Origin of the sequence: Streptomyces sp. AgN23, from assembly GCF_001598115.1 — a bacterium.
Lineage (GTDB): Bacteria > Actinomycetota > Actinomycetes > Streptomycetales > Streptomycetaceae > Streptomyces > Streptomyces antimycoticus.
On the sequence record NZ_CP007153.1, the window covers coordinates 3,779,187 to 3,806,132 of the forward strand.

Genomic DNA, 26,946 nt, shown 5'->3' on the forward strand with positions numbered 1-26,946 from the left:
GATGCTCGAGATCCTCGACTACGCCTTCATGCAGCGGGCCCTGCTCGCCGCCGTTCTGGTGGGCATCACCGCACCCGCCGTCGGCATCTACCTCGTCCAGCGCCGCCAGGCGATCATGGGCGACGGGATCGGCCATGTCGCCCTTACCGGCGTCGCCCTCGGCTTCCTGACCGGCGCCAACCCCGTGTGGACCGCCGTCGCCGTCTCCGCCCTCGGCGCAATCGCCATGGAGCTGATCCGCTGGTACGGCAAGACCCGGGGCGATCTCGCCCTCGCGATGCTCTTCTACGGCGGGATGGCGGGCGGTGTGCTGCTGATCAACCTCTCGCCGACCGGCTCCAACGCCAACCTCACCACCTATCTCTTCGGCTCGATCACCACGGTCTCCCCCGAGGACGTCGTCGCGATCTCCCTCCTCGCCGCCTTCGTCGTACTGATCACGCTGGGGCTGCGCCGCCAGCTGTTCGCGGTGTGCCAGGACGAGGAGTTCGCCCGGGTGACCGGCCTCCCGGTGCGCACGCTCAACCTGCTGCTGGCCGTCACCGCGGCCGTCACGGTCACCGTCGCCATGCGCGTCGTGGGCCTGCTCCTGGTCAGCGCCCTGATGGTGGTCCCGGTCGCCGCCGCCCAGCAGGCCACCCGGGGCTTCGCGATGACCCTCGCGCTGGCGATCACCATCGGCGTCGTGGTGACCCTGTCCGGCACGGTCTTCTCCTTCTACAAGAACGTCCCGCCCGGCGCGAGCATCGTCGTCCTCGCCATCGGCGTCTTCGCCGCGATCACGGCGCTGGCCGCGCCCCTGGCGAAAAGACGCGCTCAGCGGGCGGCCGCGGCCGGGGAAGGGTGCACGGTGAGGGACGATGTACTCGTATAGTCCACAAACTCGCACACTCGACCACCCGGTCTGTCGCTCTCGTCCGTCCGCCGAGCGATAACTGGCACAATGGCCGGGCAGAAGACGCAGTGGGCGCGCAGAGAGCCCCGAGAGCGACGGAGCATGTGAGGTTGAGGAGGCAGCTGTGGTGACCGCGGGTCCCCCAGTACGCGGCCGGTCCACCAGGCAGCGCGCCGCGGTGGCGGCGGCACTGGACGAGGTGGACGAGTTCCGCAGTGCGCAGGAGCTCCACGACATGCTCAAACACCGGGGCGACTCGGTCGGCCTGACCACCGTCTACCGCACCCTCCAGTCCCTCGCCGACGCCGGCGAGGTCGACGTCCTCCGCACCACCGAGGGCGAGGCGGTCTACCGCCGGTGCAACAGCGAGGAGCACCACCACCACCTGGTCTGCCGCGCCTGCGGCAAGGCGGTGGAAGTGGAAGGCCCCGCCGTCGAGAAGTGGGCCGACGCGATCGCCGCCGAGCACGGCTTCGTGGACGTGGCCCACACCATCGAGATCTTCGGCACCTGCGGGGACTGCGCGGCGGCGAAGGCCGCGCAGGGTTGATCACCCCTTCGCGGGGCTAGCCCCCACCTCGCGGGACCACCTCCTACAGTCCGCGTTTCCCCACTTACGGTCCGCTCCCCCAGGTCGTCACAGCTCTGTACGGAAAGCACGGCCGACCGCGCGTCGCCCCGCTTCATCGGCTGGGCGCCGGGTACGGTGCCAAGTACATGAACATTACGGCTACTTGGGGGGAGCCTGATGTCCTTGTTTCCTGATCTACCGGGGCTGCCGGACCTCTTCGTCGATCCGCCGTCTCCGAAGAAGAGCGCGGGCGCCTTCCACACCACCAGCGCGACGGGGCAGAACAAGACCAAGCTGGACGACCCCGAGGCCGCCGGGAAGGCCCATTCGGGGTGGGCGCTCGCGGGGCCCAACCAGGAGTGCGTCACGGCGTGGCGCAACCGTCTGCACGAACTCGGCAAGTCGGCCAGAGAGGCGGCCTCCGCCATCACCGATGCCATGGACGACTACATGGACACCGACCAATCCATCGAGGCGGAACTCCGCAAGGACGCCCGCTGGCTGGAGGGTGCCTGATGGTGTCCGTACCCGACCTCCGGTCCGCGAGCCCGCAAGCCTGGCGCGACGCCGCCACCGACGCCCTCACCGCTGCCAAGCACTGCGAGGAGATCGGCACCTTCGCCCGCGATGATGTGGCCCGCACCATCGAGAAGCAGTGGGTGTCCGACGCGGGGCTCGCCGCCCGCCGCACCTTCGTCAAGCACGCCGACGACTACGAAGCGGCGAACCTGGCATTGCGCGAGCTCTGCCGCGTCTACGACGACCTGGCCGACGAGATCGAGGCCGCCCAGCGCGATCTGAGCAGTGCGCTCGGCTACGCCAAGGACCATGAGCTGTCCGTCGACGACAGCGGTCGCGTCTCCCACTCCAAGCCGGTGGCCTCCGATCCCGGTGACGACAGTCAGTCGGAACCGGTCCGGCACGCCCAGGGCATCATCGAGGACGCCTTGTCCCGCGCGACCAAGGCCGACACCACGGCGGCGGCCGCGCTGCGGACCATCAGGGGCCTCACGGAGATCTCCGATCCGAAGCTGGTCAAGGAGGCGCTGAAGAAGAACAGCCCGCTGGCCATCGCGCTGCGCCTGACGGGAGCGCCGGACGGCCCGCATCAGATCAACGTCTCCCCCGCGCAGCTCGCCGCCGTGGAACGGGCCGCGAAGGAGACTGGGATGAGCAAGACGCTGCTGCTGTCGATCCTCTGGCAGGAGCAGCAGTGGTACCAGAACTACGACAAGGACGGCCGCGGTTTCCTGCCGAGCATCGGCAGGATGTTCAACTGGACGCTTCAGCAGACGATCAAGCCGGACAAGTCGCTCGGCATCACGCATATGAAGCTGGGAACGGCCCGCAACGTCATAGGGCAGCACCGACAGGCGTTCACCACGCCGGACGGCACCTATCTGGGAGACCTCAGCGATGCCCAACTCACCAAGTACATCGAGGAGAACCCCAACGAGGACATCCGCCTGAGCGCGTACCACCTGCAGGAGCTGCAGAAGAATCCGTACGGCGCGGACACGGACAAGCAGTTGTTCATGCTCTACGCCGCCGACACTCCCGACGTCCGCGAGAAGAACGAGCAGTACGGGGACGACTCGGACCACCGAGGGGGCGACATCAAGGCCCGCGGCGAGAACTGGGACAAGCTCCAGCCGCGTCTCGAGGACGCCAAGGCATGGGAGGCCCTGAGCGACGAGGAGCGCCAGAGGGCCCTGGAGCAGTTGGAGGGCGACACCCCCAAGGGGCACTCGTTCACCATCGACCCGATCTACGGCGGCGATTCGCACGGCACCGGCACCGGCGAGCCGGAGCCCGGCACACCGTCGCCGGAGCCCGGGCCCTCCCCCACCCCGCCGTCCGATTCCTCAGGCGGCAAGGATGACGGGGGCGGAGACAAGAAGCCGACCGAGCCCAGCCCCGGTCTCACACCGCGTCCCTCGGCGACGGGCTAGGCCCCCTGAAGAAGTGAGTTCATGAAGCGAGTGATCAGCGTGTTCGCGGCGGGGGTGGCCATGGCCGTCCTCGCCGCGTGCGGCAACACCACGCGGAACGGCGCCGACTCGTCGCCCAGCCCGAGCGCCACGATGCCGGGCAACGTGCCCACGAAGCCCGAGTACGCGAGCGCCGACGCGGTCGTGAAGGCCCTCGAAGCGGGGGGTGTCCCATGCGAGGTCACCCGCCGCTCGCAAGGCGGCAGCGCCGGAGGAAGCGGCCTCGGATGCGCCTCCGTCATCGACGGCACCAAGTTCGAGAACGACATCCAGGTACTGAACCCGAAGAAGTTCAGCCGCGACGAGATCGGCGAGTCCATCGCCTCCCACAGACAGCCGCCGACCAGCCACACGTTGGTTGCCGCTGGTCACTGGTTCGTATGGGTCACCGAGCCCCGCTTCGCGAACCGGATCGCGGCCGCTCTCGGCGGTGTCGTGCTGCCGCCCGAGAAGGCCAAGATCCCCGCGTATCCGCTCCCGGACATCCCCCGCACACCCCGCTACCGGACCGTCGGCGCCCTCGCCGACGACGTCGCGGCGGCGGTGGGCTGCGACGACCGAAAGCAGCGGTCGGACACGGTGCTGACCTGCACCACCGGCAAGAGCACCGGCGCGCCCAACTGCGCCACCCTCGCCCTGCACGCCTCGGACGCCGACCGTAATGCGGTGCTGCGCGAGGCCATCGCCTACAAGGGCGTGCCCGCGACGCTGGTCACGGCCGGCAACTGGACCGTCAACCTCTGCGACTACGACCTCGGTTCACGCGTCGCCGACGCCCTGCACGGCACGGTCGTGTCGTACGACGGAGGCTGACTGCCGATGCCGGTGCCGATGCCTTCGGGAAACCCCGACCGCGCTCCTGCCCGCGCGCTGCGCCGAGCGGGCTCCGCCCTCGGGCGCGGGAGGTCGGCATGCGTACACCACTGGTCCCATCCGTGCCTGAGGTGGCCCAAGCGCGTCGCCACGGGCACCGCCGTGCTCCTGGTCGTGCCCTTCCTGACCGCCGGAGTGTCGCTTCGGCTGCAGTACGCGGGAGACCCCGCCCCCGGAACGCATACTCGCGGGCGGGACGCGGTGTGGCTCGGGCACGCCTGGGTGGACGGGCGCCATGGCGAGGACCAGCTCGCCGAGCTGGTCCAGCGGGTGCGCGACACCGGCATCCGGGACTTGTATGTCCACGCGGGCCCGCTGGAGCACGACGGCACGCTGCCCACCTCGCGCTACCCGAAAGCCCGCTGGCTGGTGGAGGCGGTGCGGCGCGAACTGCCCGGCGTGCGCGTCCAGGCGTGGCTCGGCGACGTCCTGTCCACCGAGGGCCGAACAGGGATGGACCTCGGCGAGCGGGCGACGCGCGAACGAGTCGTGCGCTCGGCCCGCCAAGTGCTGGACGCGGGGTTCGCGGGCGTCCACTTCGACCTGGAGCCCCTGCACTCCGGCGACCGGGACTACCTGTCGCTGCTGGACGCCGTGCGCGCGATCACCCGCGCGCGCGGCGCACCGCTGTCGGTGGCCGCGCACCAGATCGATCCCCTTCCCTCCCTCCACTGCGTCGCGGGTTTCGTCGCCGGTCACCCCAAGTGGTGGTCGCGGTCGTATTTCGGCGCGGTCGCTCGCCGAGTCGACCAGATCGCGGTGATGTCCTACGACACGGCGCTGCCGCTGGAGAGCCTGTACGGGGGCTATGTGGCCCAGCAGACGCGACTGGCCCTGGAGGCGACCCCACGCGGCACCGACCTGCTGATGGGCCTCCCGGCGTTCCATACCGACGACATCGGCCACCACGAATCGGCCGAGACGGTGGCGGCGGCCGTCCGGGGCGTCCGCCTCGGCCTGAGCCGCGAAGACGCGCGCCGCGAGCGGTTCGGTGTCGCGCTGTATGTGGACTTCGCGGCGGCGCCGGGCGACTGGGCCGCGTACCAGCGGGGCTGGGGTGCGCCGACATCGGATTGATCTCCGTCGGGGATTGTGGATACGGTGCCGACGTGACGAGCCCTGAATCAGACAGAACGGAGCCGCCGGTCGCTCGGCGGCGAGCAGTTGGCTGAACCCCTGACCTGACGTTTGGGTCGATCTCGCTTCCAGCGACCGGACACGACTCCGTGTGTCTGGTTCCGTTTCGGGCTCGCCGTATCCATGGCGTCGTCATGACGTATTCATGGCTCGTCATGGCGTAGTCCGACATCCAGCACGCGGCTGTTCTCGCTCGCATCCGCTCTTCGCTGGAGTCGACCTCTTGCCTGTTTTCCTTTACGTCCTCGCGCTCGCCGTCTTCGCGCAAGGAACGTCCGAGTTCATGCTGTCCGGTCTCGTACCGGGCATTGCCCAAGACCTCTCCGTGTCGGTGGGAGCCGCGGCGAGCCTGACGTCCGCGTACGCGATCGGGATGATCGTCGGCGCCCCGGTGATGGCCGCGCTGAGCGCGCGATGGCCGCGGCGCAGGGCCCTGGCGGGGTTCTTGACGGCGTTCGTCGTGGTGCATGTGATCGGGGCGGTCACGACGGACTTCGCCGTGCTCTTCGGTACTCGGATCGTGGCCGCGATCGTCAATGCCGGTTTCCTGGCGGTCGCGATGTCCGTCGCGACGGCCCTCGTACCGGCGGCGCAGCACGCCAGGGCCACCGCCGTTCTGCTGTCCGGGGTCACGCTGTCGTGCGTCGCGGGCGTCCCCGCGGGGGCGTTGCTCGGGGAGTGGTCCGGCTGGCGCTCCGCGTTCTGGGCCGTGGCCGCCCTGTGCCTGCCCGCGCTGGCGCTGGTCTTCCACCAGGCGCCCACCGACGCGGCTGGTCGGAAGGAAGTCTCGATCAGGCGGGAAGCGCGTGTGGTGGCGTCGCGACCGGTGCAGTGGGCCATGGTCCTCGCGGCGGTCGTCAACGGGGCGACATTCGCGACCTTCGCCTACCTGGCCGTCATCGCGACGGACATCGCCCACCTCCCCGACGCCGCCGTCCCCGCCCTTCTCGCCGCGTTCGGGGTGGGCGCCTTCGTGGGGGTGACCACGGCCGGACGCAGGGCCGACGGCGGATTCGGGAAGGGCCTGCTCCTGGCCGTGTGTGCCCTGCCGCTCGGCTGGGCCGTACTGGCCGCGACCAGTCCCTATCCGGCACCGCTCTTCATCGTGACGGTCCTCCAGGGCGGCCTGTCGTTCGGCATCGGCTCGACGCTCGTCACGCGTGTCATGCGTACGGCCTCCCGGGCCCCTTCGCTGAGCGGCTCGTTCGCCACGGTCGCGCTGAACGCGGGCGCGTTCCTCGGCCCGTTGGTCGCGGGCGTCGTGACCGAGACGACGGGCGACTACCGGGGCGCGGTGTGGGTCAGCGCCGCGCTGGCCGCGACGGCGGTGGGTGCTGTCGCCGCTTCGCGGGAATGGGGTGCCCGCGTGGGCGCCGAGGAAGCCGGATAGTGATGTCGGCGAGCCGGACGATGGCGTTCCGCTGAAGCGAGTCTCCCCGGCGGTCAGTTGCTCGCGGGCGACCTGCAACACCCGAGCCCGATTCCGCGCAGCGTCCGCCCGCAGCCCCGGCCACTGCTCGCCCTTCGGCGTCACGGGCCCAGCACAAGGGGCCGCCTACCGCTCCACGGCAACGGTCACATGGAGAGGGTCAGGCAGCCCCACCGGGGCCTCGTCGGTGTACCAGGAGTACTCCAAAGCCGACAGACTCCCATCGCTTACCCATAGCAGATGCCCGGTCGCGGTGTCCGGGTCCCGCCGGCCCGGCTCGGCGAGATCCTGGCCGCTCTGCTGTCCGGCGCGCTCGCCTTCGAGGACCTGGTGCGCAACATGGACGTGTACGGCATGTACCAAGGCGGCGGTGGCCGACCGGCCTTCCCCACGCCGACGGTGCCGCCGCTCCGGTCCTTCCCCGCACTGCCCGCCACCGACGTGGCCCTGCTGGTCCGAACCTCCTTCGACGACGAGGACGGCTGGCGCGCTCTGCTCGACGAGCTGGGCGGGGCCGACGAGGACAGCTGGGTCGGTGCGGACCCGGACCCGGATGAGATCGATCCGGAGCACTACTCGTTGACCGCGCTGGTCGTCGACGACCGAGCCTTCGAGGGCCTTGGGCCGGGCCAGGTCCCTGCGCTGGTCCCGCCCACGGAACACACCACACTGGTCGCGCTCGCCGACGCCAGGACCTTTGCCGAGCCCGGCCGACCGCTGACCGTCGTCGACTTGTACGACACCCCGGGGCAGCCCGCCGTGCTTCCGTGCCGCCAGGTCGGATCAATGGCGTGCAACCTGGAGATCGGCAACATGGACTTCCACGAGTTCGTCGCCGTGGAGGGCACAGTGCCGTGGTGGGAGGGGTGATCAGCGATATCAGCGGCGGGTGAGGTGGGTGAGGGTGACGCCGTTGGGGAAGGCGGTGCGTTCGGCGACGTCGAAGACGGTGGGGTCGAAGGCGCCGTCGAAGACCGGGACTCCGGCACCCGCGACGACCGGGTAGTTCTTGATCACCAGCTCGTCGACCTCGGGCAGGAGGGCACCCGCCAGCTTGCCACCGCCGCAGAGCCACACGTCCAGCTCCGTGTCCTCCTCCCGCTTGAGCTCGCGTACGAGGGCGAGCGGGTCGCCCGGGACGACGGTGACGGCCGGGTCGATGTCGGGCTCGAGGGTGCTGGACACCACGTACTGACGCAGATGCGCGTACGGACTGCCGACGCCCGCGTCCAGGGCCGGGCGGTAGGAGCCGAGGCCCATGACGACGGTGTCGAAGTGGCGGTTGGGCGCGTCGGCCAGGCCGACCGCGGCGCGGTAGGCGGTCGGGACCGTCTCGGGAAACAGATTGTTGGTCCAGGCCGAGTAGGCGGCGGACTGCTGTTCGTCGCCTCCGGGGAAGAAGTCGTACTCGCCGCCAGGGCCCGCGATGCGGCCATCGAGCGTGACGGCGACGTAGTAGACGAGCTTTCGCATCGTTGGCAGCTCCATCCGTAGTACTCTGCTTGAAGTGGTTTGAACGTAGTACTACAGATGGAGTGGTGTCAATGGTGCGACGGAACGACGAGCGGCGCGCCGCACTCGTCGACGCGGCGATCGAGGTGTTGGCCAGGGAGGGCGCACGCGGCCTGACCTTCCGGGCGGTGGACACCGAGGCCGCCGTCCCCGCCGGTACGGCATCCAACTACTTCGCCAACCGCGACGATCTGCTCACCCAGGCCGGCGCCCGCGTCTATGAGCGGCTCCAGCCCGACGAGGCCACGATCGCCCGCCAGCGGGCGGCAGGCCGCGACCGGGAAACCTACGTGGAGCTGATGCGTGAACTCGTCGGCCGCGTCGCCTCGTTCCGCACCGGCTATCTGGCACTGCTGGAGCTCCGCCTCGAGGCCACCCGCCGCCCCGCGCTGCGTACGGTCCTCACCGAGCGGGTGCGGGCCGACGTCGATGCCAACGTCGCCTACCACGAGGCGTCGGGGCTCCCCGGCGACGCCATGGCCGTCAAGCTGCTGATACTGGCGCTGAACTGGCTGATCGTCGAGCAGCTCACCTTGCCGGACGTCTTCACGGAGGCGGAGCGTGACCGGCTGGTGGCGGCCGCGGTGGAGCGCATCGTGGCGGCGGAGTAGGCGGGGCGGCGGAGTAGGTGCGGCGGCGGAGTAGGTGCGGCGGCGGCATAAGCGGGCCGGCGGCATAAGCGGGCCGGCGGCATAAGCGGGCCGGCGGCATAAGCGGGGCGGCGGCATAAGCGGGGCGGCGGGGCAGGCGGGCCCCGCTCCTCCCATCTACGCGCCCGCCCGCTCAGGTTCTGTGCGGGGTCTGTTGCGGACGGTTCGACATCACCGTGCGCACAACCGGTCCAATGCCGACTGGCTCTCCTCGTCCGCGGGACGGAAGATCACCAACCGCTGCTCCGGATCTTCAAGCGGTATCAGCACTTCGAAATCCACCGCGATCACACCGACGTCAGGATGCCGCATCACCTTGTGCCCGCGGCCATTGACCTTGATGTCCCGCTCAGCCCACAATCGCGCGAATTCCTCGTCACGCGCGATGAATTCGGCAATGCGGTCGGTCAACACCCGATCCTCCGGATGCGTGGCCCACGCGGCGCGCAGATGGGCGATCCCCTCCCGCACGACGCGTTCCCGGTCGACGTAGAACTCGCGTATTTCCGGATGCATCAGGCACAGCCACATCGCATTGCGCTGCGCCGGGGGCAGGGTGTCGAAATCCAGCAGCACCCTGGTCATTTCGTGGTTCCAGGCCAGGATGTCGTAGCGGTGGTTCATCAGCATGGCCGGCAGCGGCGACACGTCGGCGACCAGCCCGGCCAGCGGCGGCGCCGCGGTGGTGGCGGGCTCGTCGGCGTTGCGGGGGCGCTGCCGGGTCAGGTTGAAGAGGTAGGCGCGTTCGACGGGGGCCAGGCGCAGCGCCCGGGCCAGCGCCTCCACCACGTCCGCCGAGGGCCGCAGCCCGCGCCCCTGTTCCAGCCGCACGATGTAGTCGACGCTGACCCCGGCCAGCTCGGCGACCTCTTCGCGGCGCAGTCCCGGGGTCCGCCGGGCCTGCCGACGCGACGGCAGACCGAGATCGCGCGGGTCCAGCCGTTCGCGCCGGGCCCGCAGGAACGCGGCCAGCTCCTGTGTGGTGTCCACGGTGGGGGTCGTCATGTTCGTTCCAACAGCCAGGGTAGGACTGACCTTCCCAGGAACTTCTCTCCCTTACCTCCGGCTCGCGGCGGTCACAGGCTGATGCTCGACAACGGATCACGAGCACAGGAGGACACCATGTCGCTCACCCTCGACACCTACCGGCTGCTGGGCCGCTCCGGGCTGCGGGTCTCACCGCTGGCACTGGGCGCGGCGACCTTCGGCACCGAGTCGGGCTGGGGAGCCGAGCAGGACGAGGCGCGCAAGCTGTTCGACCGCTACGTCGAGCGAGGCGGGAATTTCATCGACACCGCCAACACCTACAGCAATGGCACTTCCGAGCGCATGCTGGGCGAATTCACCCGCGACAACCGCGAAAGCCTGGTGCTCGCGACGAAATACACGACCCTGCGCCGGCCCGGCGACCCGAATTCCGCGGGCAGTCACCGCAAGAGCCTGTTCACTTCGGTAGAAGCGAGTCTGCGACAGCTCAATACGGACTACATCGATCTGCTCTATCTGCACGTGTGGGATTTCACGACACCGGTCGAGGAGATTCTGCGCGGCATGGACGATCTGGTCCGGCAGGGCAAGATCTTGTACGTGGCGATCTGCAATGCCCCGGCCTGGCAGGTTTCGCGCATGCAGGCCATCGCCGACCTGCGCGGCTGGTCGCCACTGGTCGCGCTCCAGATCGAATACAACCTGATCGAGCGCACCGGGGAACGTGACCTGATCCCCATGGCACACGAGATGGGGCTGGGTGTGCTCCCGTATTCGCCCCTGGCCGGCGGGGTACTCACCGGCAAGTACAGCCGCGACGACCTGACCGCGACGGGCGTCGCATCCGACGACGGCACCCGCAAGAGCTTCAACCTCGCCCTGGGCACGCTCACCGAACGTAACCTCGCCATTGCCGATGTCGTGAAGGAGGTCGCCACGGAGCTGGGCGTCACACCCGCCCAGGTCGGGCTGGCCTGGACCCTGCGGAACCCGACCGTGACGGCACCGATCATCGGCGCCCGCACCCCCGCGCAGCTGGAGGACAATCTGGGCGCCCTGTCGGTCGACCTCACCGCCGCCCAACTGGCCCGCCTCGACGAGGCCAGCGCGATAGGACTCGGCTTCCCGCACGACATGCTCGCCGGCGACCACATCCGCAATGTGACCGCAGGTGACCTGAGGCTCGAAACCCGCCGCTGATACCTGGGCGCTTACGCGGACGGCGAATCGCCCTTCGGCTGCTCCTCGTTCGGGATCGCCCCACCGAAGCGGCGGTCCCGCGAGGCGTACTCCAGACACGCCCGCCACAGGTCGCGGCGGTCGAAGTCGGGCCACAGCACGTCCTGGTACACCATCTCGGCGTACGCGCTCTGCCAGATCAGGTAGTTGGACGTCCGCTGCTCGCCCGACGGGCGCAGGAAGAGGTCCACATCCGGCATGTCCGGGTAGTAGAGGTACTTCGCGAACGTCTTCTCGTTCACCTTCGACGGATCGAGCCGCCCCGACCGGACGTCCTCCGCCAGCGCCTTCGCCGCGTCCGCGATCTCCGCCCGGCCGCCGTAGTTCATGCAGAAGTACATCGTCATGGCGTCGTTGTCCTTGGTCTGCTCCTGAGCGACCTGGAGCTCCTGCGCCACCGACTTCCACAGCTTCGGCATCCGGCCCGCCCAGCGGATCCGTACGCCCATCGCGTCCATCTCGTCGCGGCGGCGGCGGATGACATCGCGGTTGAAGTTCATCAGGAAGCGCACCTCGTCGGGCGAGCGCTTCCAGTTCTCGGTCGAGAAGGCGTAGAGGGAGAGGTTCTTGACGCCCATCTCGAGGCAGCCCTTGAGCACGTCCAGCACGACGCCCTCGCCGACCTTGTGCCCCTCGGTGCGCGGCAGCCCGCGCTCCTTGGCCCAGCGGCCGTTGCCGTCCATCACGCAGGCCACGTGCTGCGGTACCAGCTCACCGGGGATCTTCGGCGGCCGGGCGCCGGACGGGTGCGGCTCCGGGGTCCGGTACTCGCGCCGCTGTCGGCCCAGAAACCCGCGTCCTGCCATGCCTGCCACGTCTCCCTCAGCTCTTGCTCTCGCTCTTGCTCTCTGTGCTGCTCATGCTGCCGCTTGCAGCTATTTCTCTACGTACCGCAGCGACCGAAGTCCCCGCTCCAGGTGCCAGTGCAAATACGCCGCCACGAGGCCGCTGCCCTCCCGGGCGTGCCGCAGCTCACACGCGTCCGCCGTCTCCCAGTCCCCCGTCAGCAGCGCGCCCAGCAGTGTCAGCGACTCCGCCGAGGGTACGACGCTTCCGGGCACCCGGCACTCTCCGCAGATGACCCCGCCCGCGCCGACCGAGAAGAACCGGTTCGGACCGGGCATCCCGCACTTGGCGCAGTCGTCGAAACTCGGTGCGTAGCCGTTGACCGCGAGGGAACGGAGCAGAAACGCGTCCAGGACGAGATGCGGCTCGTGATCCCCGGCGGCGAGGGTGCGCAGCGCGCCGACGAGCAGCAGATACTGCTGTACGGCGGGCTCGCCCTCGTGGTCGGTGAACCGCTCGGCCGTCTCCAGCATGGCCGTACCGGCGGTGTAGCGGGCGTAGTCGGTGACGATCGACCCACCGTACGGAGCGATCGTCTCGCTCTGCGTACAGAGCGGCAGCCCGCGGCCGATCAGCTCGCCGCCACCGCGCGAGAAGAACTGCACGTCCACGTGGCTGAACGGTTCGAGCCGCGCGCCGAACTTCGACTTCGTCCGGCGCACGCCCCGCGCGACGGCGCGGACACGGCCGTTGTTGCGGGTGAGCAGGGTGATGATCCGGTCCGCCTCTCCCAGCTTCTGGGTGCGCAGCACGATGCCGTCGTCGCGGAACAGACTCATGGCGCCCATTGTCCCCTAGCGGGACAGATGATCGAACCGCCCTGCCTTCACGGCCCGGGCAAGCGCCCGGAGGGCGGCGGGGGTGGTGGCGATCACGGTCTGGGGTTCGTCGCTCTCGCGGAGGAGGACGGCGGCGTCGGCAGCCCGCGCGACCTCGACGCAGTTGTTGGCCGCGTCACCCGAGTACGAAGACTTCCGCCACTGACGTATGTCCGACATCCCCACGCCTTCAGAGTTGTTCTGCGATCGCGCGCACAAAGTCACGCGTGTCCTCGGGACTGAGTGACAGCCCTTGTGTCCGTTCCAAAACTTGCCAGTAATTGGTGACGAGCGTCTCCGCGTCCACCAAGGCGACTCCGGTCGCCACGTCGAGCTGCACCGTGTCCAACTGTGGCACCGGCCCGGCCGCGTACAGGACCGAGGCTCCGGCGCCCGGAAAACCTCCTGCGGAGAACGGGATGACGCGCACGGCCACGTTGTCCCGCTCTGATGCTTCCAAGAGGTGCCCCAACTGGCCACGGGCCACTTTGGCCCCGCCGAACTGCATCCGCAGCGCAGCCTCATGAACTAGGAAGGTGCACTCCGGGGCGTCATCCCTGTCCAGCACATCACGGCGCCTCAGCCGGTGGGACAGCCTGCGACGCAGCTCGACAGCGGTCAGGTCGGGTACGGCAGTGGAGAACACGGCTTTGGCGTAGTCCTCCGTCTGAAGAAGCCCCGGGATATGCATGGGCTGCATAGACCGCAAGCTCACGGCGTGGTGTTCGAGCTCAGCAAGATCGAGGGCGCCCGCGGGAAGCTTCCCGTGGTACTCCTCCCACCAACCCTGTACGCGCTCCAGGGCCATGTCCACAAGTGCGTCGATGTACGCCGTGTCGCCGCATGAGTAGATCGCCGCAAGCGCACGGACGCGCTCCTCGCTCACGCCGAAGCGACCGGCTTCCGTATTGCTGATCCGGGTCCTATCCACGCCCAGTTGCTGGGCGGCCTGCGCGACGTTCATCCCAGCGTGCTCGCGCATCTTGCGCAGCTCCGTACCGAGGCGTCGTTGCCTCGCGGTCGGCGCCGTCCTCGGCATGCGCTCTCCCCTTCGCTTCCGGACACAGTTTCGCGTGAGACGTTCCCACACGTCCAATGAGAGCATGTATTTCATGATGGCGTAGCACGAGTGCTCACCGATGCCTTATGGTCCTGCTAGCGCAGCGCATCGAACCAATCACGCACCGCGTTGGGAGCACCGTCATGCCCGAAGTCGCCGAGACCACTGAACCCCCATACGCCTACCGCCTCAGCGCCCCCAACTCCCCCAAGAGCCCCAGGGTCTGCCGGGACGCCATCGCCGCCCTCCTCCAGGCCAACGACCTGCACGACCTCGCGGACACGGCGAAACTCCTGGTCTCCGAGGCCGTGACGAACGTCAACCGGCACACGAACACCCAACTGATCCACATCGACACCCTCGTCCGCGACCGCATCGCGACGATCGCCGTACGCGACGACTCCCCGGACCGCCACCCGTACCCCCGCGACGCGGCGCCCGACGAGGAGGGCGGCCGGGGGCTGTTCCTGATGCAGGAGCTGGCCTACGCATGGGGCGTCACCTGGGAATACCGGCTGCGCCCCACCAGCAAGCACATCTGGTTCGAGCTGCGCGAGCCGGTGAACGAATGAGGGGTGGCCGGAGAGGACTCCTCCGGCCACCGCTACATCACCTCCCGGTAAGGAAGTTGGTGCGCACGGCACGGATTTGGTGGGGCGGCACGGATGTACGGACCGTCCGAAGTGATCCGCGTGATCCGCGATGTCACAGCCGTGTGCTGGGTGCGATCTGGGGCGGTCACAACCTGGCGGTGGGGCGGCAGTTGGCGGCCGTGCGGCGTTCTCCATTGCGCACACTGGTTCTACAGAGCAGGTCAGCACGGGCACAACGGACGACGAGTGGGGGGAATGCGCCATGGCGGACGGTTGCCGGGACTGTGAGACGTGTACGAGGTCGTGGCTGGGGCGGCTGCTCCAGAACGCGGCGGTGGGGCTGATGCATGTGGTGACGATCGGCATCAGCTATCTGGTCAAGAAGGGGTTCAGGCGGCACTGCCCGCAGTGCAAGCACCTGCTGTCGCGGCACTCGCGCAGGGCGGATGGTTCATTCCGGGACTGAGCACTCCTCACGGCGTGAAGGTCGGTTGTCCGAGGGTGCCCTTAAGGTCTTCGGATCAGCATGGAAGAGCTCATCGATGCCGAGCGCGCGAAGCGGGGTATCGCCTGAGCCCCGTAATGGATCAAGCGCCCTGGAGCTTGTCGAGTTGGTCGGCCAGGTCGGTCAGGCCGTCGGCGTGCAGGTCGAAGCGGTCCGAGGCGGTGGGCGGGTCGCCTAAACGGGGCACCGACTCCCAGTAGGCCGCCGTCGCTATGGGGCGGCCCCTGTTCCCGGTGGGGTTCCCGCCGGGCCCGGGGTGATTGCGCTGATCATGCCGGTCAGGCGGTGCAGTTGCGCGGCCAGGGCGCGGCGCTCCTGCGGGGTGAACTGCGACAGCGCCTCGTACTGGCGCGCCCGTAGCTCGGTCTGCATCGCCGTGAGGCGTTCGGCGCCTTCTTCGGTGAGGCGGACGAGGACCTGGCGCTCGTCCTGCGGGGAGCGACGGCGCGTGATCACGCCCTTGGCCTCCAGTTGCTGGAGCATGCGGGTCGCGGTGGGCACGCTGACCTCGGCGCCGGCCGCCAGGCGGCCGACCGGCAGGCCCTCCCCCTCGGCATCCTGCGCCAGGGGATCGAGCAGGGCCACCTGCGACATGGACAGGCCGACCGCGGACTGGCCGACGGTGGCGGCCCGCGAGCGCCGCATGGCGTAGAAGAGCCGGTCGGCGGCCTGGGCCAGGTCTTCCACGCCCGCTTCGGGGGCGGGGTCGGGCACGGGGCCGGGCCCTGGTCCGCCCGCCTCTTGGTTGCCTGCCTCTCGCATGATTGTTAGCTTACTAAATAAGATTGGTTAGCAACCTAAGTACTAGGAGGCTCATCATCATGACCTTCCCCGCCCGTATCGACGTCCACCAGCACATCGTCCCGCCCCTCTGGGCCGAGACCCTCGCCGCGCACGGCCTCGACTCCGGCGGCTGGGCCATCCCCGCCTGGAGCCCGACCAGCGCCCTCGCGATGATGGACCAGCAGGGCATCGCCACCGGCGTACTGTCGGTCACCTCCCCCGGCATCCACCTGGGCAGCGACGCACAGGCGCGCGACCTCGCCCGCGCGGTCAACGAGTACGGCGCCGATGTCGTCAGGGACCACGCCGGCCGCTTCGGCCACTTCGCCAGCGTTCCGCTGCCCGACGTGGACGCCGCCCTGGCCGAGACCGCGCACGCGCTGGACACCCTGGGTGCCGACGGCGTCGTCCTGATGTCCAACGCCCACGGCCGCTACCTCGGCGACCCCGACTTCGAACCCCTGTGGGCCGAACTCGACCGCCGCGGCGCCACCGTCTTCGTCCACCCCGCCCAGCCGCCGATGCCGCTGCTGCCCGGCACCCCCGCCCCGCTCGCCGACTACGTCTTCGACACCACGCGCACCGCCCTCAACCTGGTGCTGAACGGCGTCATGAGCCGCTACCCGAACCTGCGCGTGATCCTCTCCCACGGCGGCGGCTTCCTGCCCTACGCCGCGTACCGCTTCTCCGGCCTGGCCTCCACCGTCGACCGTGAGCGCAACGCCGAGGACCTCCTGCGCGACCTGAAGCGGTTCTACTTCGACACCGCCCTGTCGGCCAGCCCCAGCGCCCTGCCCGCGCTGCTGGCCTTCGCCGAGCCCGGTCACGTCCTCTACGGCAGCGACTGGCCCTTCGCGCCCCAGGACGCCGGCACCTACTACAACCACTACCTGGAGACCTACCCCGACTACGCCCCCGGCCAGGCCGAGGCCATCGACCGCGGCAACGCCGAGGCGCTCTTCCCCCGCCTCGTCCGCTGACCCGCCGCCTCGCTGCCCGGCCGCCTGGCTGCCTCGCCGCCTCACCGCCTCACCGGCTCGCCGCCTCGCCGCCTCACCGCCTCACCGCCGGGATGGAGACGCAGGCCACATGCGGTCCTGTCACATCTCCCCGAGCCGTTCCGTCAGGGAGGTGTCAGCACGGCAACGGCATAGGAGAACCCATCATGGATGCTCGCTTGAACCTCTTCGGCAGCCCGCTCCTCGGCACGGCCCTGAGGCACCTCAATTCCGCGGGCAAGGCGGTCACGGAATCGGCGCTGCCGACCGCGACGCAGGAGCTGGTGAAGCTCCGCGCCAGCCAGATCAATGGCTGCGGCTTCTGCACCGACATGCACACCAAGGAGGCCGCGAAGGCCGGCGAGACCTCGACGCGCCTCCACCTGGTGGCGGTCTGGCGGGAGGCCACGGTGTTCACCGATGCCGAGCGCGCCGCCCTGGAGCTGGCGGAGCAGGGCACGCGCATCGCCGACGCGGCCGGGGGTGTCACGGACGAGGTGTGGGCGAACGCGGCCAAGCACTACGACGAGGAACAGCTCGCCGCCCTGGTGGCCATCATCGCCATCATCAACACCTACAACCGCCTGAACGTCATCGTCCAGCAGCCCGCCGGGGACTACCAGCCCGGCCAGTTCGGCTGAGACCCGGCCCGGCGTCCGCCCGGCGTCCGCCGTTGGAAGCCCTCACGGGCGGTCGAGCCGGAGGCGATCGGCCTTCGGCAGCCCCGCGACCACCAGGTCGTAGGAGTCCTCGATAAGCTCCCGGACCAGCCGGTCCGGGAGGTCGCCGTCGACCGTCACCGTGTTCCAGTGGCGCTTGTTCATATGCCACCCCGGGATGATCAGCCCCGGATGCCCCTCACGGAGCCGGCCCGCGTCCGCCGGGTCGCACTTCAGGTTCACCGTGAGGGGACGCGCGTCCAGCGTCGTCAGGGCGAAGATCTTGCCGAGCACCTTGAAGGTCGAGACCTCCGGGTGGCGGGAGAACGGGGACTCCTCCGCCACCGCGTTGAAGGAGAGGCAGAAGGACCGCAGTTGTTCGGGGGTCACTCCGGATTCTCCTCGTACTCGACGTACTCGGCCGAAAAGGCTCAAGGGGTGCGACAACGAACCCACCGTAGCCCAGCCCTCCGACAGCCGACCGGCGAGAATCCGCGCAGGCTCCGCGGAAACGCTCGTCGTTGCTGTCACGGCCCGTGCATAACGTGCCGAAAACGCGATTCCACGCGCTTGCGGCACACCGGCGCCCGTCTGCGGTCCGGGGCCCATCCGCCGGCGTCATCCTCTCAGTCGACCCGGACCGGTTCGCCCAGGTCGTGGAGGCCGCGCGGCGGGCCGGGCCGACGGTCACCGGTGAGCAGCAGATCCTCGGGGCGCTGTCCGGGACCATCGCCGAGGACCGGATCCCGGTTCTGGAGGCGGTGGACGGCGTCGAGTCGGTGGACCGGGAACAGATCGTCCGGCTGCCGCCGCCGCCCGACGCGCCGATCCAGTGAGCTCCGGCTCGCGGCCTGGGGCTCGGTGGTCCGGGGCACGAGGTCCGGGGTCCGGGGTCCGGGGTCCTGCGTCGGTCCGGGGCCCGGGGCCCGCGTTCCGGGCCGCGGGCTGCCGGCCGCGGGCTCAGACGTGGTTGAACGGCTCGGCGTACGCGAAGGCCCCCTTGAGGGTGGGCTGATAGGCGGTCAGGGTCCGGACCTGGAAATAGTCGCCCCAGGCCGGATCCGGGGCCGTGATGCCGTAATCGGTTGACGGGCGGAAGCCGAACCGGCCGTAATAGGCGGGGCTGCCCAGCAGGGCCACCAGCGATTCACCGAAGGCGTCCGCGGCGCCGAGCACCGCGTGGACGAGGGCCTGGCCGACGCCGCGGCGCTGATGGGCGGGGTGCACGCTGAGCGGGCCGAGACCGAGGGCGAGGGCCAGGTCGGAGCCGACATGGCCGCGGGTGCAGACGACATGTCCGATCACCTCGTCCCGGTCGCCGGTGGCGACGAACGACAGCGCGGGCAACCAGCCGTCGCTGATCCGGAGTTCGTCCAGCAGCGTGGTCTCGACCGCGACCGGGGGATCCGGAGTACCCGTGGTATCCGAGGTGTCCGACTTCGCGAACGCGGCCGAGGTGACGGCCCGGATGGCGTCGATGTCGGAGTGGGTCTCTCGTCGGATCAACATCGGGTCAGGATGCGTCCCAACCCGGTGCGGTAGCAAACCAATTGTGCGCCGTCGCGCGGGACGGGCTCGGGGTCAGCCCTTCGTGGCGCGGGCGGTGAGGACCCGTTCGACCTGGATGTACGTCACGTCGTGATCGGCCAGGACATGCGCGGCGACACCGGGGCGGGCGGTGAGGGCGAGCAGCAGATGCTCATCACCGATGTACTTGTCGCCGCGGGCGAGGGCGATCCGCAGCGAGCGCTCCAGCACCGACTTGGCCTCCCGGGAGAACGGGCGGCGCAGGGGGCGCCTGCCGCGGCGGGGAGCGCGTGCGGAGGCGGATCCGGCGGTGGGGCCGGGGGTCGCTCCCGGGGTCGACCCGGCCGCGGCGAGGGCGCCCACGCCATGGGCCTCCTCCACCCGCGCGACGATCTCGTCCACATCGATGCCGAACCCGGCCAGCGCCTCCGCATCGGCGCCGGTGATGCCCCCGCGCCGACGGACCTCGGCCAGAGCCCGCTCGATCGAGGCGCGGCGGCCGTGCGCGCCGAGGGCGGTGAGAACCTCGGCGGCGGGGCTGCCCTTACGGTCGCCGCGGGTACGGCTGCGGTCCTTACGGCCGCCGGGATCCTCCGTACGGTTGCCGCCGGTAGCGCTGCCGCCCTTACGGTCGCCGTCCGTACGGTCCAGGAGCGCGAGCAGCAGCTCGGCCTCGCCGACCGTGTCGGCCCCGGTGTCCTCCGCGTGGCGGACGGCGCCGCGTACGACCTCGCGGGCACTGGTGGTGAACCTCTCGAACATCAACGCCTCCCGTGCTTCTTGTGGACCGCCTGCCTGCTGACGCCCAGTTCGGCGGCGATCTCCTGCCACGACCAGCCCTGGGCGCGGGCGCTGCGCACCTGAACGGCCTCCAGTTGCTCCAGCAGCCGGCGCAGCGCGGCGACGGCACGCAGTCCGACCCGGGGGTCCCGGTCGCCCGCGCGCTCGGCGAGATCCGTTGCTTCGGTCATGGTGTCAATGTAGGTTGACGCCCCGCCGCTGTCAACATGAGTTGACGAATGGGGGCGTAATTGGTTCGACGCGGTGGCCGTACGTCCGGCAGCCTCCCGTCATGGACCCCCATTACTGGCCCCTGTACGGCCTTCGCCTTCGTACGCCGCGCCTGGAACTGCGGCTTCCCGACATCCCCCTGCTCGACGAACTCGCCGCGGTCGCGGCGGACGGGGTGCACGACCCGGCCGAGATGCCCTTCAGCATCCCCTGGACCGACGCGCCCCCGGAGGAGCGCGGACGCAGCTCCTTCCAGCATCTACTGGGCACGATCGCCGAGTGGCGGCCGGAGAAGTGGGCACTGAGCCTCGCGGTGCTGTACGAGGGCGCGGCGATCGGGCGGCAGGACCTCTTCGCGACCGAATTCGCGGTCACGCGAGAGGCCGAGACGGGCTCCTGGCTGGGCGCGACCCATCAGGGCAAGGGTCTGGGCACGGAGATGCGGGCCGCGGTGGCGCACCTGGCGTTCGAGGGCCTGGGCGCGCTGTCGCTGACCTCGGGCGCGATGGTGGAGAACGGCCGCTCCTTGGGGGTCTCCCGGCGGCTCGGCTACCGCCCCGACGGGCTGTCCATGGTCGCCGTAAGGGGCGAGGCACGCACCATTCAGCGGCTGCGGCTGGACCGCGCGGCCTGGGAGGAACACCGCACCACCCCGGTCGAGATGGCCGGACTGGAGCCGTGCCGCCCGCTGTTCGGGGCTCCGTGACGGGCGCCTTGATGTGAGAGTACGCCGCATCGCCCGCTCTACGGGGGTTTGAGGGGGTCGGTGCGGCTCATGGAGGTGGCATCCATGGCGGGCACGTCAGGTAGCCGTGCCCTCGCGCGGGCAACCGCGTTCGCACGGCGCTGGTTACCCTCCCTTCCGTGGTCAAACCTCATATATCGAAGCCTCTGGCCAAGGGGCGCGCCTCGCTCCGGCGTCTGCGCAAGGCGTTCCTGCGCCGCTGGCGCCATCCGCGGCTGAAATGGCCCAAGCGGATCGTGGCCGCCTTCGTCGGCTGCCTGGTGCTGGCCGTAGTCGCCGCCGGGATCTCCCTGCGGCTGCTGTACGCGGGCGATCCCGGGCCCGGTACACAGACCCGGGGCCGGGACGCCGTATGGATCGGACACGCGTGGGTGGACGGCCGCAAGGGCGAGGCCGAACTCCAAGGGCTGGTGCGGCGGGTGCGCGGCACCGGGATCCGCGATCTGTACGTCCACGCGGGCCCGTTGGAGCATGACGGCAGCCTGCCCCGAGGCCGCTACCCGAAAGCGGGGTGGCTGCTGAAGGCGGTCCATCGCGAACTGCCCGGCGTCCGCGTCCAGGCGTGGCTCGGCGACGTGCTGGACACCGAGGGCCCGACCGGGCTCAGCCTCGCCGACGGCGACAACCGCACCCGGATCGTGGCCTCGGCACGGCAGGTGCTGGACGCGGGGTTCGACGGCGTCCACTTCGACCTGGAGCCGCTGCACTCCGAGGACCGCGCCTATCTCGCCCTCCTCGACGCGCTGCACGCCCTCACCCGTCCCCGCCACGTCCCGCTGTCGGTCGCGGCCCACCAGATCGACCCGCTGCCCGCCCTTCACTCGGTCGCGGGATTCCTCACCGGCCACCCCAAGTGGTGGTCGCAGTCGTACTTCGGGCAAGTGGCACGGCGGGTCGACCAGATCGCGGTGATGTCGTACGACACCTCGATGCCGCTGGAGAGCCTCTACGGCGGCTATGTGGCCCAGCAGACGGAACTCGCGCTCGAGGTCACCCCGCCGACCACGGATCTGCTGATGGGCCTCCCCGGCTATCACACCAACAACTTCGGCCGTCACGCCTGGGCGGAAACCGTCCCGGCGGCGGTGCGCGGCGCCCGCCTCGGCCTCGGCCGCGAGGACCGGCGGCGTGAGCGCTTCGGAGTGGCGCTGTACGTGGACTACGCGGCGACGGACGACGACTGGGCGGCGTACCGGGACGGCTGGGGGCGACGCGGGGCGGACTGACAGCGCTCTGGGCGGGCGTCCGGCTCGGGGGCGCCCGGTCAGGAGCGGGACGGGGTGACCAGGCCGGACTCGTAGGCCGCGATGACCAGTTGGGCGCGGTCGCGGGCGCCCAGCTTGCCCATGATGCGGCTGACATGGGTCTTGGTGGTGAGCGGTGAGAGACCGAGGGTCTGGGCGGCCTCGGCGTTGTTGAGGCCGCGGGCGACGAGGGCGAGCACCTGGCGCTCGCGCTCGGAGAGCGCGGCCAGTGCGGCGGGGGCCGGGGCGCCGGGCGGCGGGGCGTCCGGGAGCCGCAGGACGCGGGCGATGAGGCGGGCGGTGGGGCCGGGCGAGAGCAGGGACTCCCCCGCCGCCACCGTCCGTATGGCGTCCAGGAGTTCGGCGGGCCGGGTGTCCTTCACCAGGAAGCCGGACGCACCCGCGCGCAGCGCCTCGACGATGTGCTCGTCGGTGTCGTAGGTCGTCAGGACGAGGACCCTGACACCGGCGAGGTCCTCGTCGGCGGCGATGCGGCGGGTCGCTTCGATGCCGTCGAGGTCGGGCATCCGGATATCCATGACCACGAGGTCGGCGCGGGCGGTGCGGGCCAGTTCGACGGCCTCGCGGCCGGTGCCCGCCTGCCCGACCACGTCCATGTCACGGGCCGAGGAGACCAGCATGGCGAAGGCGGAACGGACCAGCCTCTGGTCGTCGGCGAGCAGCACCCTGATCGGCGCGGCGGTGCCGGACGCCGGATCCGGTGCGGCGCTGCCGGACGCCGGATCCGGTGCGGCGGCGCCGGAGGCGGAATCCACGGGGGCAGTACCTGACGCCGGGTCCGCTGGGCTGGTCCCCGGTGCCGGGTCCGGTGCGGTCGTCATGCGGTGGCCTCCCTGGGCGCTGCGACGGTCTGTCCGGTGCCGGTACCAGTGCCGGTGCCGACATCAGGGGTGGTACCTGTGCCGGTGCCTGCGCCGGTACCAGCGGTGGTACCTGTGCCGGTGCCTGCGCCCGTACGGCCGCCGGGCGGGCCGCTCCTCCCCCACGGCAGCGCGGCCCTGATCGCGAAGCCGGGGCCGTCCTCGCGCGGTCCGGCGGACAGGGTGCCCGCGACGCTGCGGGCCCGCTCACGCATGCCCACGATGCCGTAGCCCGTCTCGACGGGCACGGTAAGGGGCTCGCCCTCGCCCCTGGGCCCGTCGTCCACGGCGGCGACGCTCAGCTCCCCCTCGTCCCGTACGAGCGTGATCCGCACCCTCGTACCGGGCGCGTGGCGAACGGCGTTGGTCAGGGCCTCCTGCACGATCCGGTACGCGGCGGCGCCCACGGCGGGCGCCAGTTCGGACGCCTCCACGTCGACCGTAAGGTCCACACGGACGCCCGCCGCCTCCGCCGCCGCCGCCAGGTCGGCGAGTCCGGCGAGCCCCGGCAGCGGCCCGGTGTCCTCCTCGTCCGCGTGGTCGGCGTCGCCGCCCGCGCCGCCGCGGAGCACCTGGAGGGTGGCCCGGAGCTCGGCGCGGGCGTCCCGGCAGGTGTCGGCGATCGAGTCGAGCGACTTGGCCATCGCCTCGCGGTCCAGCCGTTCGGGGTCGGCGATCAGGACATGCGCCGCGACCGAGGTCTGGACGCCGATGAGGGTGATGCTGTGCGCGAGCAGATCGTGCAGATCGCGGGCGATGCGCAGCCGTTCCTCTGCGACCCGCCGGGCCGCCTCGTCCTCGCGGGTCCGCTCCGCGCGTTCGGCCCGCTCCAGGATCGCGGCGATGTACTTGCGGTGGATGCGCACCGCCTCGCCGATCACCACGACCGACAGCACCCAGCCGGAGGTGCGCAGCATGTCGAGGCCGGCGTGCGGCTTGCCGCTCAGGGTCATCGCCGACACCATGATCGAGATCACGGCGGTGACGGTGAGGAAGGACCGCAGCGGCGGGCCGATGACGGCGAGCGTGTAGACGGCGAGGAGCCCGGCCGGGACGACCGCGATATGGACGTTGTCCATGGCGTGGTACGGCCCGACCATGAACACCACCATCACGGTGACCAGCATCGGGCTGTGCCGCCGCCCGATGAGCACCATGGCGCTGGCGACGAGCAGCGCCCAGCCGAACGTGTCCGGGCGGTGGCCGTTCCGGTCGGGGTTGAGCAGCGCCAGAACCACCTGGAGGACCAGCACCGCACCGGCGATCCGGGCGTCCACCCGCCGCCGTCTGCGGGCGTCCTCCGGGGCCTCGGCCGGGCGGGGGCCGTTGTGCAGGGCGCGCGACGCGGAGGCGACCGCGCGGTGGACGGCGGAGCGCGCCGCGGGATGCGGGGCGTCGGCGGCACGCTCCGGCGGGTTGGTCGCGGAGTGGGTCGTAGGAGGCACGGGCACGGGCTCCATCCTCGGGGATCCGCCTCGGGCCGATCCATAGGGCTGTATGCGTCGCCCAGGGCGGTAAGGATCCCATGGGTACGGGTCCGGAGAGCGGCCTACGGGTCCGGAGAGCGGCCACAGAGCGCCTGGGGGCGGCCTGGGTCTGCCTGGGTCTGCCTGGGTCGGCCTGGGTCGGTACGAAGGGTGTCCCGGACCGGGCGTGTCGGACCGGCCGTCCCCCGTGCGGCCGGTCCGGGCTGAGGGACGGCGTCAGCCGCCGCGTACGGCCGGTTCCGGACGGGACCCGGCGGCGGGTCCGTCCTGGACGGCCGGGGCCGGTGCGGCGGGCGTACGGCGGAAGAGGGCACCCGGCCACCACACCCATCGCTTGAGCAGCAGGCTCGCCGACGTCACCAGATACGTCCGCACGAGGAAGGTGTCGAGCAGCACGCCGACCGCCACCACGAACCCCATCTCGACCAGCATCACCATCGGCAGCGTGGCCAGCACCGCGAAGGTCGCCGCCAGCACCAGACCGGCCGAGGCGATCACCCCGCCCGTAGTGCGCAGCGCGGTCACGGCCGCGTCCGGTACGTCCGCCCCGCGCAGCGACTCCTCCCGCATCCGGTGCATCAGGAAGATGCCGTAGTCGACGCCGAGGGCGACCAGGAAGACGAAGGAGAGCAGCGGGAGCCCGGGGTCCACTCCGGCGAAGCCGAAGACCGGGTCGAAGAAGAGCCCGCCGACTCCCATCGCGGCGGCCCATACGGCGACCACGGCGACGACCAGGACCAGCGGCGCGACGAGACTGCGCAGCAGGGCCGCGAGGATCAGCAGCACGGCGATCAGCACCAGCGGGATGACCAGCATCCGGTCGCGGGCGTTGGTGTCCTTCAGATCGAGTTGCTGGGCGCTGGGCCCGCCGACCACCGCGTCGGCGTCCTCGACCCGTACGAGACCCGAGCGCAGGGCGTGCAGGGTGGCGGTCTCCCCCGCCGTCTGCGGGGCGCCCCGGGGGAAGACGTCGATCTCCGTCCAGCCGCCACCGCTGCGTCCGCGGTCCGCCCGCGCGACCCCCTCCGTGTCGCGCGCCCGCCGCAGCACCTCGTCCGCCCCCGTGGTGCGCGTCATCACGCTGATGGGCTGGCTGCTGCTGTCCGGATAGGCGTGGGCGAGGGTCTGGGTCGCGGCCACCGACTCGGGCTTGTCGGTGAAGGTGTCGTCCTGTTTGAGGTCGCCGGGCAGATTGAGCACGCCGATGGCCAGGGCGCCCAGCAGCGCGGCGCCGCCGAGCAGGACGGCTCCGGGCCGATGGCGGGCCGAGGCACCCATGGCCTCGAAGAACCCGCGCCGGGTCGCCCGCGGCTCACTGCCGTAGGTCGGGATCAGCGGCCAGAACACCCGCCGCCCCAGCAGCACCAGCACCGCGGGCAGCAGCGTCATCATGGTCGCCAGCGCGCAGACGACCCCGACCGCGCCGACCGGGCCCAGTCCGCTGCTGCTGTTGAGGTCGGCGGCGAGCAGGCACAGCAGCCCGGCGGCGACGGTGCCGCTGGAGGCGAGCACGGCCGGACCGCAGCCGCGCAGGGCCTCGCGCATCGCGTCGTACGGGGCACGGTGGCGGCGGAGCTCCTCGCGGTAGCGGGAGACGATCAGCAGGGCGTAGTCGGTGCCCGCGCCGAAGACCAGCACCGTCATGATCGAGGAGCTCATGCTGGTGACGACGAGGTCGAAGCCCTGGACGAGGCCGTAGACGAGCGCCATCGCGGCCATGGCGGCGACCCCGACCACCCCCAGCGGAACCAGCCACAGCAGGGGGCTGCGATAGGTGATGATCAGCAGCAGGGCGACCACCCCGGCGGTGGCGAACATCAGCGTGCCGTCGGTGGAGGCGAAGACCTCCTGCGAGTCGGCGCTGAGCGCCCCTGGACCGCCGACCTGGACGCTCAGGCCCTCGGGGTGGGAGGCGAGCTCGGCGCGGACGTCCCTGACGGCGTCGGCCCGCTCCTTCTCGTCCGTCACGCCGGTGAGCGCCATGGGGTACATCAGGGTCGTGCCGTCCTTGGACGGTATGGCGCGCGGCGCCTGCCCGCCGACGATGTCGTGGCGCCCCGCCACCTCGGCGACCTTCCCGCCGGCCGCCTTACGGTCGGCGTCGGTCAGCCCGCCGTCGCGGTGGTAGACGAGGACGAGGTCGATGGTGTCGCCACCGGGCAGCCGCTCCTGGAGCCGGGCCACCCGGGTGGAGTCGGCGCCCGCCGGGAGGTAGCCGACGGCCGTGTCCCGCTTGACGCCCTCGAGCTTGCCCGCGAACGGGACGGCGACGAGGAGCAGCAGCACCCAGCCCGCGATGAGCGCCCAAGGCAGTGAGCGGCGTCGCTTGCCGCCGGGCCCGGAGGGCGGCCCGGCCGCGGAGGGCGGCCCGGCCGCGGAGGGCGGCCCGGCCGCGGAGGGCGGCCCGGCCGCGGAGGGCGGCGCCGCGTCCGGTTGATGGGGATCGCTCGGGACCCCTGACGATGTCGTCTGCATGCCCCCAGGCTTCCGGCGCGGGGGCGCCGA

31 protein-coding genes are annotated in these 26,946 nt (G+C 70.8%); 17 read left to right on the forward strand and 14 right to left on the reverse strand.

The features are described 5' to 3' along the window. The first annotated feature begins 1 nt into the window (after window position 1). The 8 genes from AS97_RS16670 (at window position 2) to AS97_RS16705 (ending at window position 7,766) form a co-directional block, all read left to right on the forward strand. Complete coding sequence (locus AS97_RS16670; protein ID WP_086706233.1) at window positions 2–874, forward strand: metal ABC transporter permease; 873 nt, start codon at window positions 2–4, stop codon at window positions 872–874. 145 nt (window positions 875–1,019) lie between these two features. Further along, a complete protein-coding gene (locus AS97_RS16675) occupies window positions 1,020–1,445 on the forward strand; it encodes a Fur family transcriptional regulator (protein WP_014060591.1) in 426 nt (141 codons plus the stop codon). A 198-nt stretch (window positions 1,446–1,643) separates the two neighbouring features. After that, on the forward strand, window positions 1,644–1,982 hold the full coding sequence (locus AS97_RS16680) for a hypothetical protein (protein ID WP_059146332.1): 339 nt from the start codon (window positions 1,644–1,646) through the stop codon (window positions 1,980–1,982). Next, entirely contained in the window at window positions 1,982–3,418 is a 1,437-nt protein-coding gene (locus tag AS97_RS16685; RefSeq protein ID WP_185929917.1) for a hypothetical protein, read from the forward strand. The genes AS97_RS16680 and AS97_RS16685 overlap by 1 nt, the downstream gene beginning before the upstream one ends. A 21-nt stretch (window positions 3,419–3,439) precedes the next feature. Further along, the gene (locus tag AS97_RS16690; protein WP_185929918.1) at window positions 3,440–4,270 is read left to right on the forward strand and encodes a hypothetical protein; all 831 of its coding nucleotides are present in this window, start codon (window positions 3,440–3,442) and stop codon (window positions 4,268–4,270) included. A gap of 18 nt (window positions 4,271–4,288) precedes the next feature. Beyond that, window positions 4,289–5,407, forward strand: a complete 1,119-nt coding sequence (locus AS97_RS16695) for a hypothetical protein (RefSeq protein WP_247204811.1) — start codon at window positions 4,289–4,291, stop codon at window positions 5,405–5,407. Between the two features lie 283 nt (window positions 5,408–5,690). After that, the gene (locus AS97_RS16700; protein WP_210565211.1) at window positions 5,691–6,857 is read left to right on the forward strand and encodes a Cmx/CmrA family chloramphenicol efflux MFS transporter; all 1,167 of its coding nucleotides are present in this window, start codon (window positions 5,691–5,693) and stop codon (window positions 6,855–6,857) included. Window positions 6,858–7,136: 279 nt separating this feature from the next. Continuing rightward, entirely contained in the window at window positions 7,137–7,766 is a 630-nt protein-coding gene (locus AS97_RS16705; protein WP_247204395.1) for a hypothetical protein, read from the forward strand. Window positions 7,767–7,775: 9 nt separating this feature from the next. Here AS97_RS16705 and AS97_RS16710 read toward each other — a convergent pair whose 3' ends face one another. After that, window positions 7,776–8,369, reverse strand: coding sequence for a dihydrofolate reductase family protein (locus AS97_RS16710; RefSeq protein WP_059146335.1), 594 nt, complete (start codon window positions 8,367–8,369; stop codon window positions 7,776–7,778). 71 nt (window positions 8,370–8,440) lie between these two features. On the opposite strand from AS97_RS16710, the gene AS97_RS16715 reads away from it, so the two are divergent. Beyond that, window positions 8,441–9,019, forward strand: a complete 579-nt coding sequence (locus AS97_RS16715; protein WP_137965698.1) for a TetR/AcrR family transcriptional regulator — start codon at window positions 8,441–8,443, stop codon at window positions 9,017–9,019. Window positions 9,020–9,229: 210 nt separating this feature from the next. Here the strand turns inward: AS97_RS16715 and AS97_RS16720 are convergent, their stop codons facing one another. Beyond that, entirely contained in the window at window positions 9,230–10,063 is an 834-nt protein-coding gene (locus AS97_RS16720; protein WP_210565212.1) for a helix-turn-helix transcriptional regulator, read from the reverse strand. Between the two features lie 117 nt (window positions 10,064–10,180). Here AS97_RS16720 and AS97_RS16725 point away from each other — a divergent pair, with 117 nt between their 5' ends. After that, entirely contained in the window at window positions 10,181–11,245 is a 1,065-nt protein-coding gene (locus AS97_RS16725; protein ID WP_125758587.1) for an aldo/keto reductase, read from the forward strand. Window positions 11,246–11,256: 11 nt separating this feature from the next. Here AS97_RS16725 and AS97_RS16730 read toward each other — a convergent pair whose 3' ends face one another. The 4 genes from AS97_RS16730 to AS97_RS16745 all read right to left on the reverse strand — a co-directional run bounded on the left by AS97_RS16730 (window position 11,257) and on the right by AS97_RS16745 (window position 13,987). Continuing rightward, window positions 11,257–12,090, reverse strand: a complete 834-nt coding sequence (locus AS97_RS16730) for an isoprenyl transferase (protein ID WP_059146339.1) — start codon at window positions 12,088–12,090, stop codon at window positions 11,257–11,259. A gap of 69 nt (window positions 12,091–12,159) precedes the next feature. Then, window positions 12,160–12,909 (reverse strand): DNA repair protein RecO, encoded by a 750-nt coding sequence (recO, locus tag AS97_RS16735; protein ID WP_044575559.1) that lies wholly within the window; start codon window positions 12,907–12,909, stop codon window positions 12,160–12,162. Between the two features lie 15 nt (window positions 12,910–12,924). Further along, a complete protein-coding gene (locus tag AS97_RS16740; RefSeq protein ID WP_059146340.1) occupies window positions 12,925–13,128 on the reverse strand; it encodes a DUF397 domain-containing protein in 204 nt (67 codons plus the stop codon). A gap of 10 nt (window positions 13,129–13,138) precedes the next feature. Beyond that, window positions 13,139–13,987, reverse strand: coding sequence for a Scr1 family TA system antitoxin-like transcriptional regulator (locus AS97_RS16745; RefSeq protein ID WP_059146341.1), 849 nt, complete (start codon window positions 13,985–13,987; stop codon window positions 13,139–13,141). A gap of 164 nt (window positions 13,988–14,151) precedes the next feature. Here AS97_RS16745 and AS97_RS16750 point away from each other — a divergent pair, with 164 nt between their 5' ends. Continuing rightward, on the forward strand, window positions 14,152–14,580 hold the full coding sequence (locus AS97_RS16750; protein WP_059146342.1) for an ATP-binding protein: 429 nt from the start codon (window positions 14,152–14,154) through the stop codon (window positions 14,578–14,580). Between the two features lie 283 nt (window positions 14,581–14,863). After that, window positions 14,864–15,067 (forward strand): hypothetical protein, encoded by a 204-nt coding sequence (locus AS97_RS16755; RefSeq protein WP_059146343.1) that lies wholly within the window; start codon window positions 14,864–14,866, stop codon window positions 15,065–15,067. Window positions 15,068–15,316: 249 nt separating this feature from the next. On the opposite strand, the gene AS97_RS16760 is transcribed toward AS97_RS16755, so the two are convergent. Further along, a complete protein-coding gene (locus AS97_RS16760) occupies window positions 15,317–15,868 on the reverse strand; it encodes a MarR family transcriptional regulator (RefSeq protein ID WP_059146344.1) in 552 nt (183 codons plus the stop codon). Window positions 15,869–15,927: 59 nt separating this feature from the next. Here AS97_RS16760 and AS97_RS16765 point away from each other — a divergent pair, with 59 nt between their 5' ends. Continuing rightward, the gene (locus tag AS97_RS16765) at window positions 15,928–16,869 is read left to right on the forward strand and encodes an amidohydrolase family protein (RefSeq protein WP_210565213.1); all 942 of its coding nucleotides are present in this window, start codon (window positions 15,928–15,930) and stop codon (window positions 16,867–16,869) included. 185 nt (window positions 16,870–17,054) lie between these two features. Beyond that, on the forward strand, window positions 17,055–17,528 hold the full coding sequence (locus AS97_RS16770) for a carboxymuconolactone decarboxylase family protein (protein WP_210565214.1): 474 nt from the start codon (window positions 17,055–17,057) through the stop codon (window positions 17,526–17,528). A gap of 42 nt (window positions 17,529–17,570) precedes the next feature. Here AS97_RS16770 and AS97_RS16775 read toward each other — a convergent pair whose 3' ends face one another. Further along, entirely contained in the window at window positions 17,571–17,936 is a 366-nt protein-coding gene (locus AS97_RS16775) for an MmcQ/YjbR family DNA-binding protein (protein ID WP_059146347.1), read from the reverse strand. Window positions 17,937–18,091: 155 nt separating this feature from the next. Here AS97_RS16775 and AS97_RS16780 point away from each other — a divergent pair, with 155 nt between their 5' ends. Then, entirely contained in the window at window positions 18,092–18,382 is a 291-nt protein-coding gene (locus tag AS97_RS16780) for a hypothetical protein (RefSeq protein ID WP_247204396.1), read from the forward strand. A gap of 124 nt (window positions 18,383–18,506) precedes the next feature. Here AS97_RS16780 and AS97_RS16785 read toward each other — a convergent pair whose 3' ends face one another. From AS97_RS16785 to AS97_RS16795, 3 genes are all read right to left on the reverse strand, one after another. Continuing rightward, the gene (locus AS97_RS16785; RefSeq protein WP_086706473.1) at window positions 18,507–19,055 is read right to left on the reverse strand and encodes an N-acetyltransferase; all 549 of its coding nucleotides are present in this window, start codon (window positions 19,053–19,055) and stop codon (window positions 18,507–18,509) included. A gap of 72 nt (window positions 19,056–19,127) precedes the next feature. Then, a complete protein-coding gene (locus tag AS97_RS16790; RefSeq protein ID WP_210565215.1) occupies window positions 19,128–19,835 on the reverse strand; it encodes a Clp protease N-terminal domain-containing protein in 708 nt (235 codons plus the stop codon). Then, window positions 19,835–20,044: a helix-turn-helix domain-containing protein gene (locus AS97_RS16795; protein WP_018087470.1), complete on the reverse strand. Its 210-nt coding sequence runs from the start codon at window positions 20,042–20,044 to the stop codon at window positions 19,835–19,837. The genes AS97_RS16790 and AS97_RS16795 overlap by 1 nt, the downstream gene beginning before the upstream one ends. A gap of 101 nt (window positions 20,045–20,145) precedes the next feature. On the opposite strand from AS97_RS16795, the gene AS97_RS16800 reads away from it, so the two are divergent. Both AS97_RS16800 and AS97_RS16805 read left to right on the forward strand, forming a co-directional pair. Then, the gene (locus tag AS97_RS16800) at window positions 20,146–20,790 is read left to right on the forward strand and encodes a GNAT family protein (protein ID WP_210565216.1); all 645 of its coding nucleotides are present in this window, start codon (window positions 20,146–20,148) and stop codon (window positions 20,788–20,790) included. A gap of 158 nt (window positions 20,791–20,948) precedes the next feature. After that, entirely contained in the window at window positions 20,949–22,055 is a 1,107-nt protein-coding gene (locus tag AS97_RS16805) for a glycosyl hydrolase family 18 protein (protein WP_059146350.1), read from the forward strand. Between the two features lie 38 nt (window positions 22,056–22,093). Here AS97_RS16805 and AS97_RS16810 read toward each other — a convergent pair whose 3' ends face one another. From AS97_RS16810 to AS97_RS16820, 3 genes are all read right to left on the reverse strand, one after another. After that, entirely contained in the window at window positions 22,094–22,849 is a 756-nt protein-coding gene (locus AS97_RS16810) for a response regulator transcription factor (protein WP_282615683.1), read from the reverse strand. Between the two features lie 62 nt (window positions 22,850–22,911). Continuing rightward, window positions 22,912–24,414: a sensor histidine kinase gene (locus AS97_RS16815; RefSeq protein ID WP_210565217.1), complete on the reverse strand. Its 1,503-nt coding sequence runs from the start codon at window positions 24,412–24,414 to the stop codon at window positions 22,912–22,914. 243 nt (window positions 24,415–24,657) lie between these two features. Further along, window positions 24,658–26,916, reverse strand: coding sequence for an MMPL family transporter (locus tag AS97_RS16820; RefSeq protein WP_247204397.1), 2,259 nt, complete (start codon window positions 26,914–26,916; stop codon window positions 24,658–24,660). Between the last annotated feature and the right edge of the window lie 30 nt (window positions 26,917–26,946).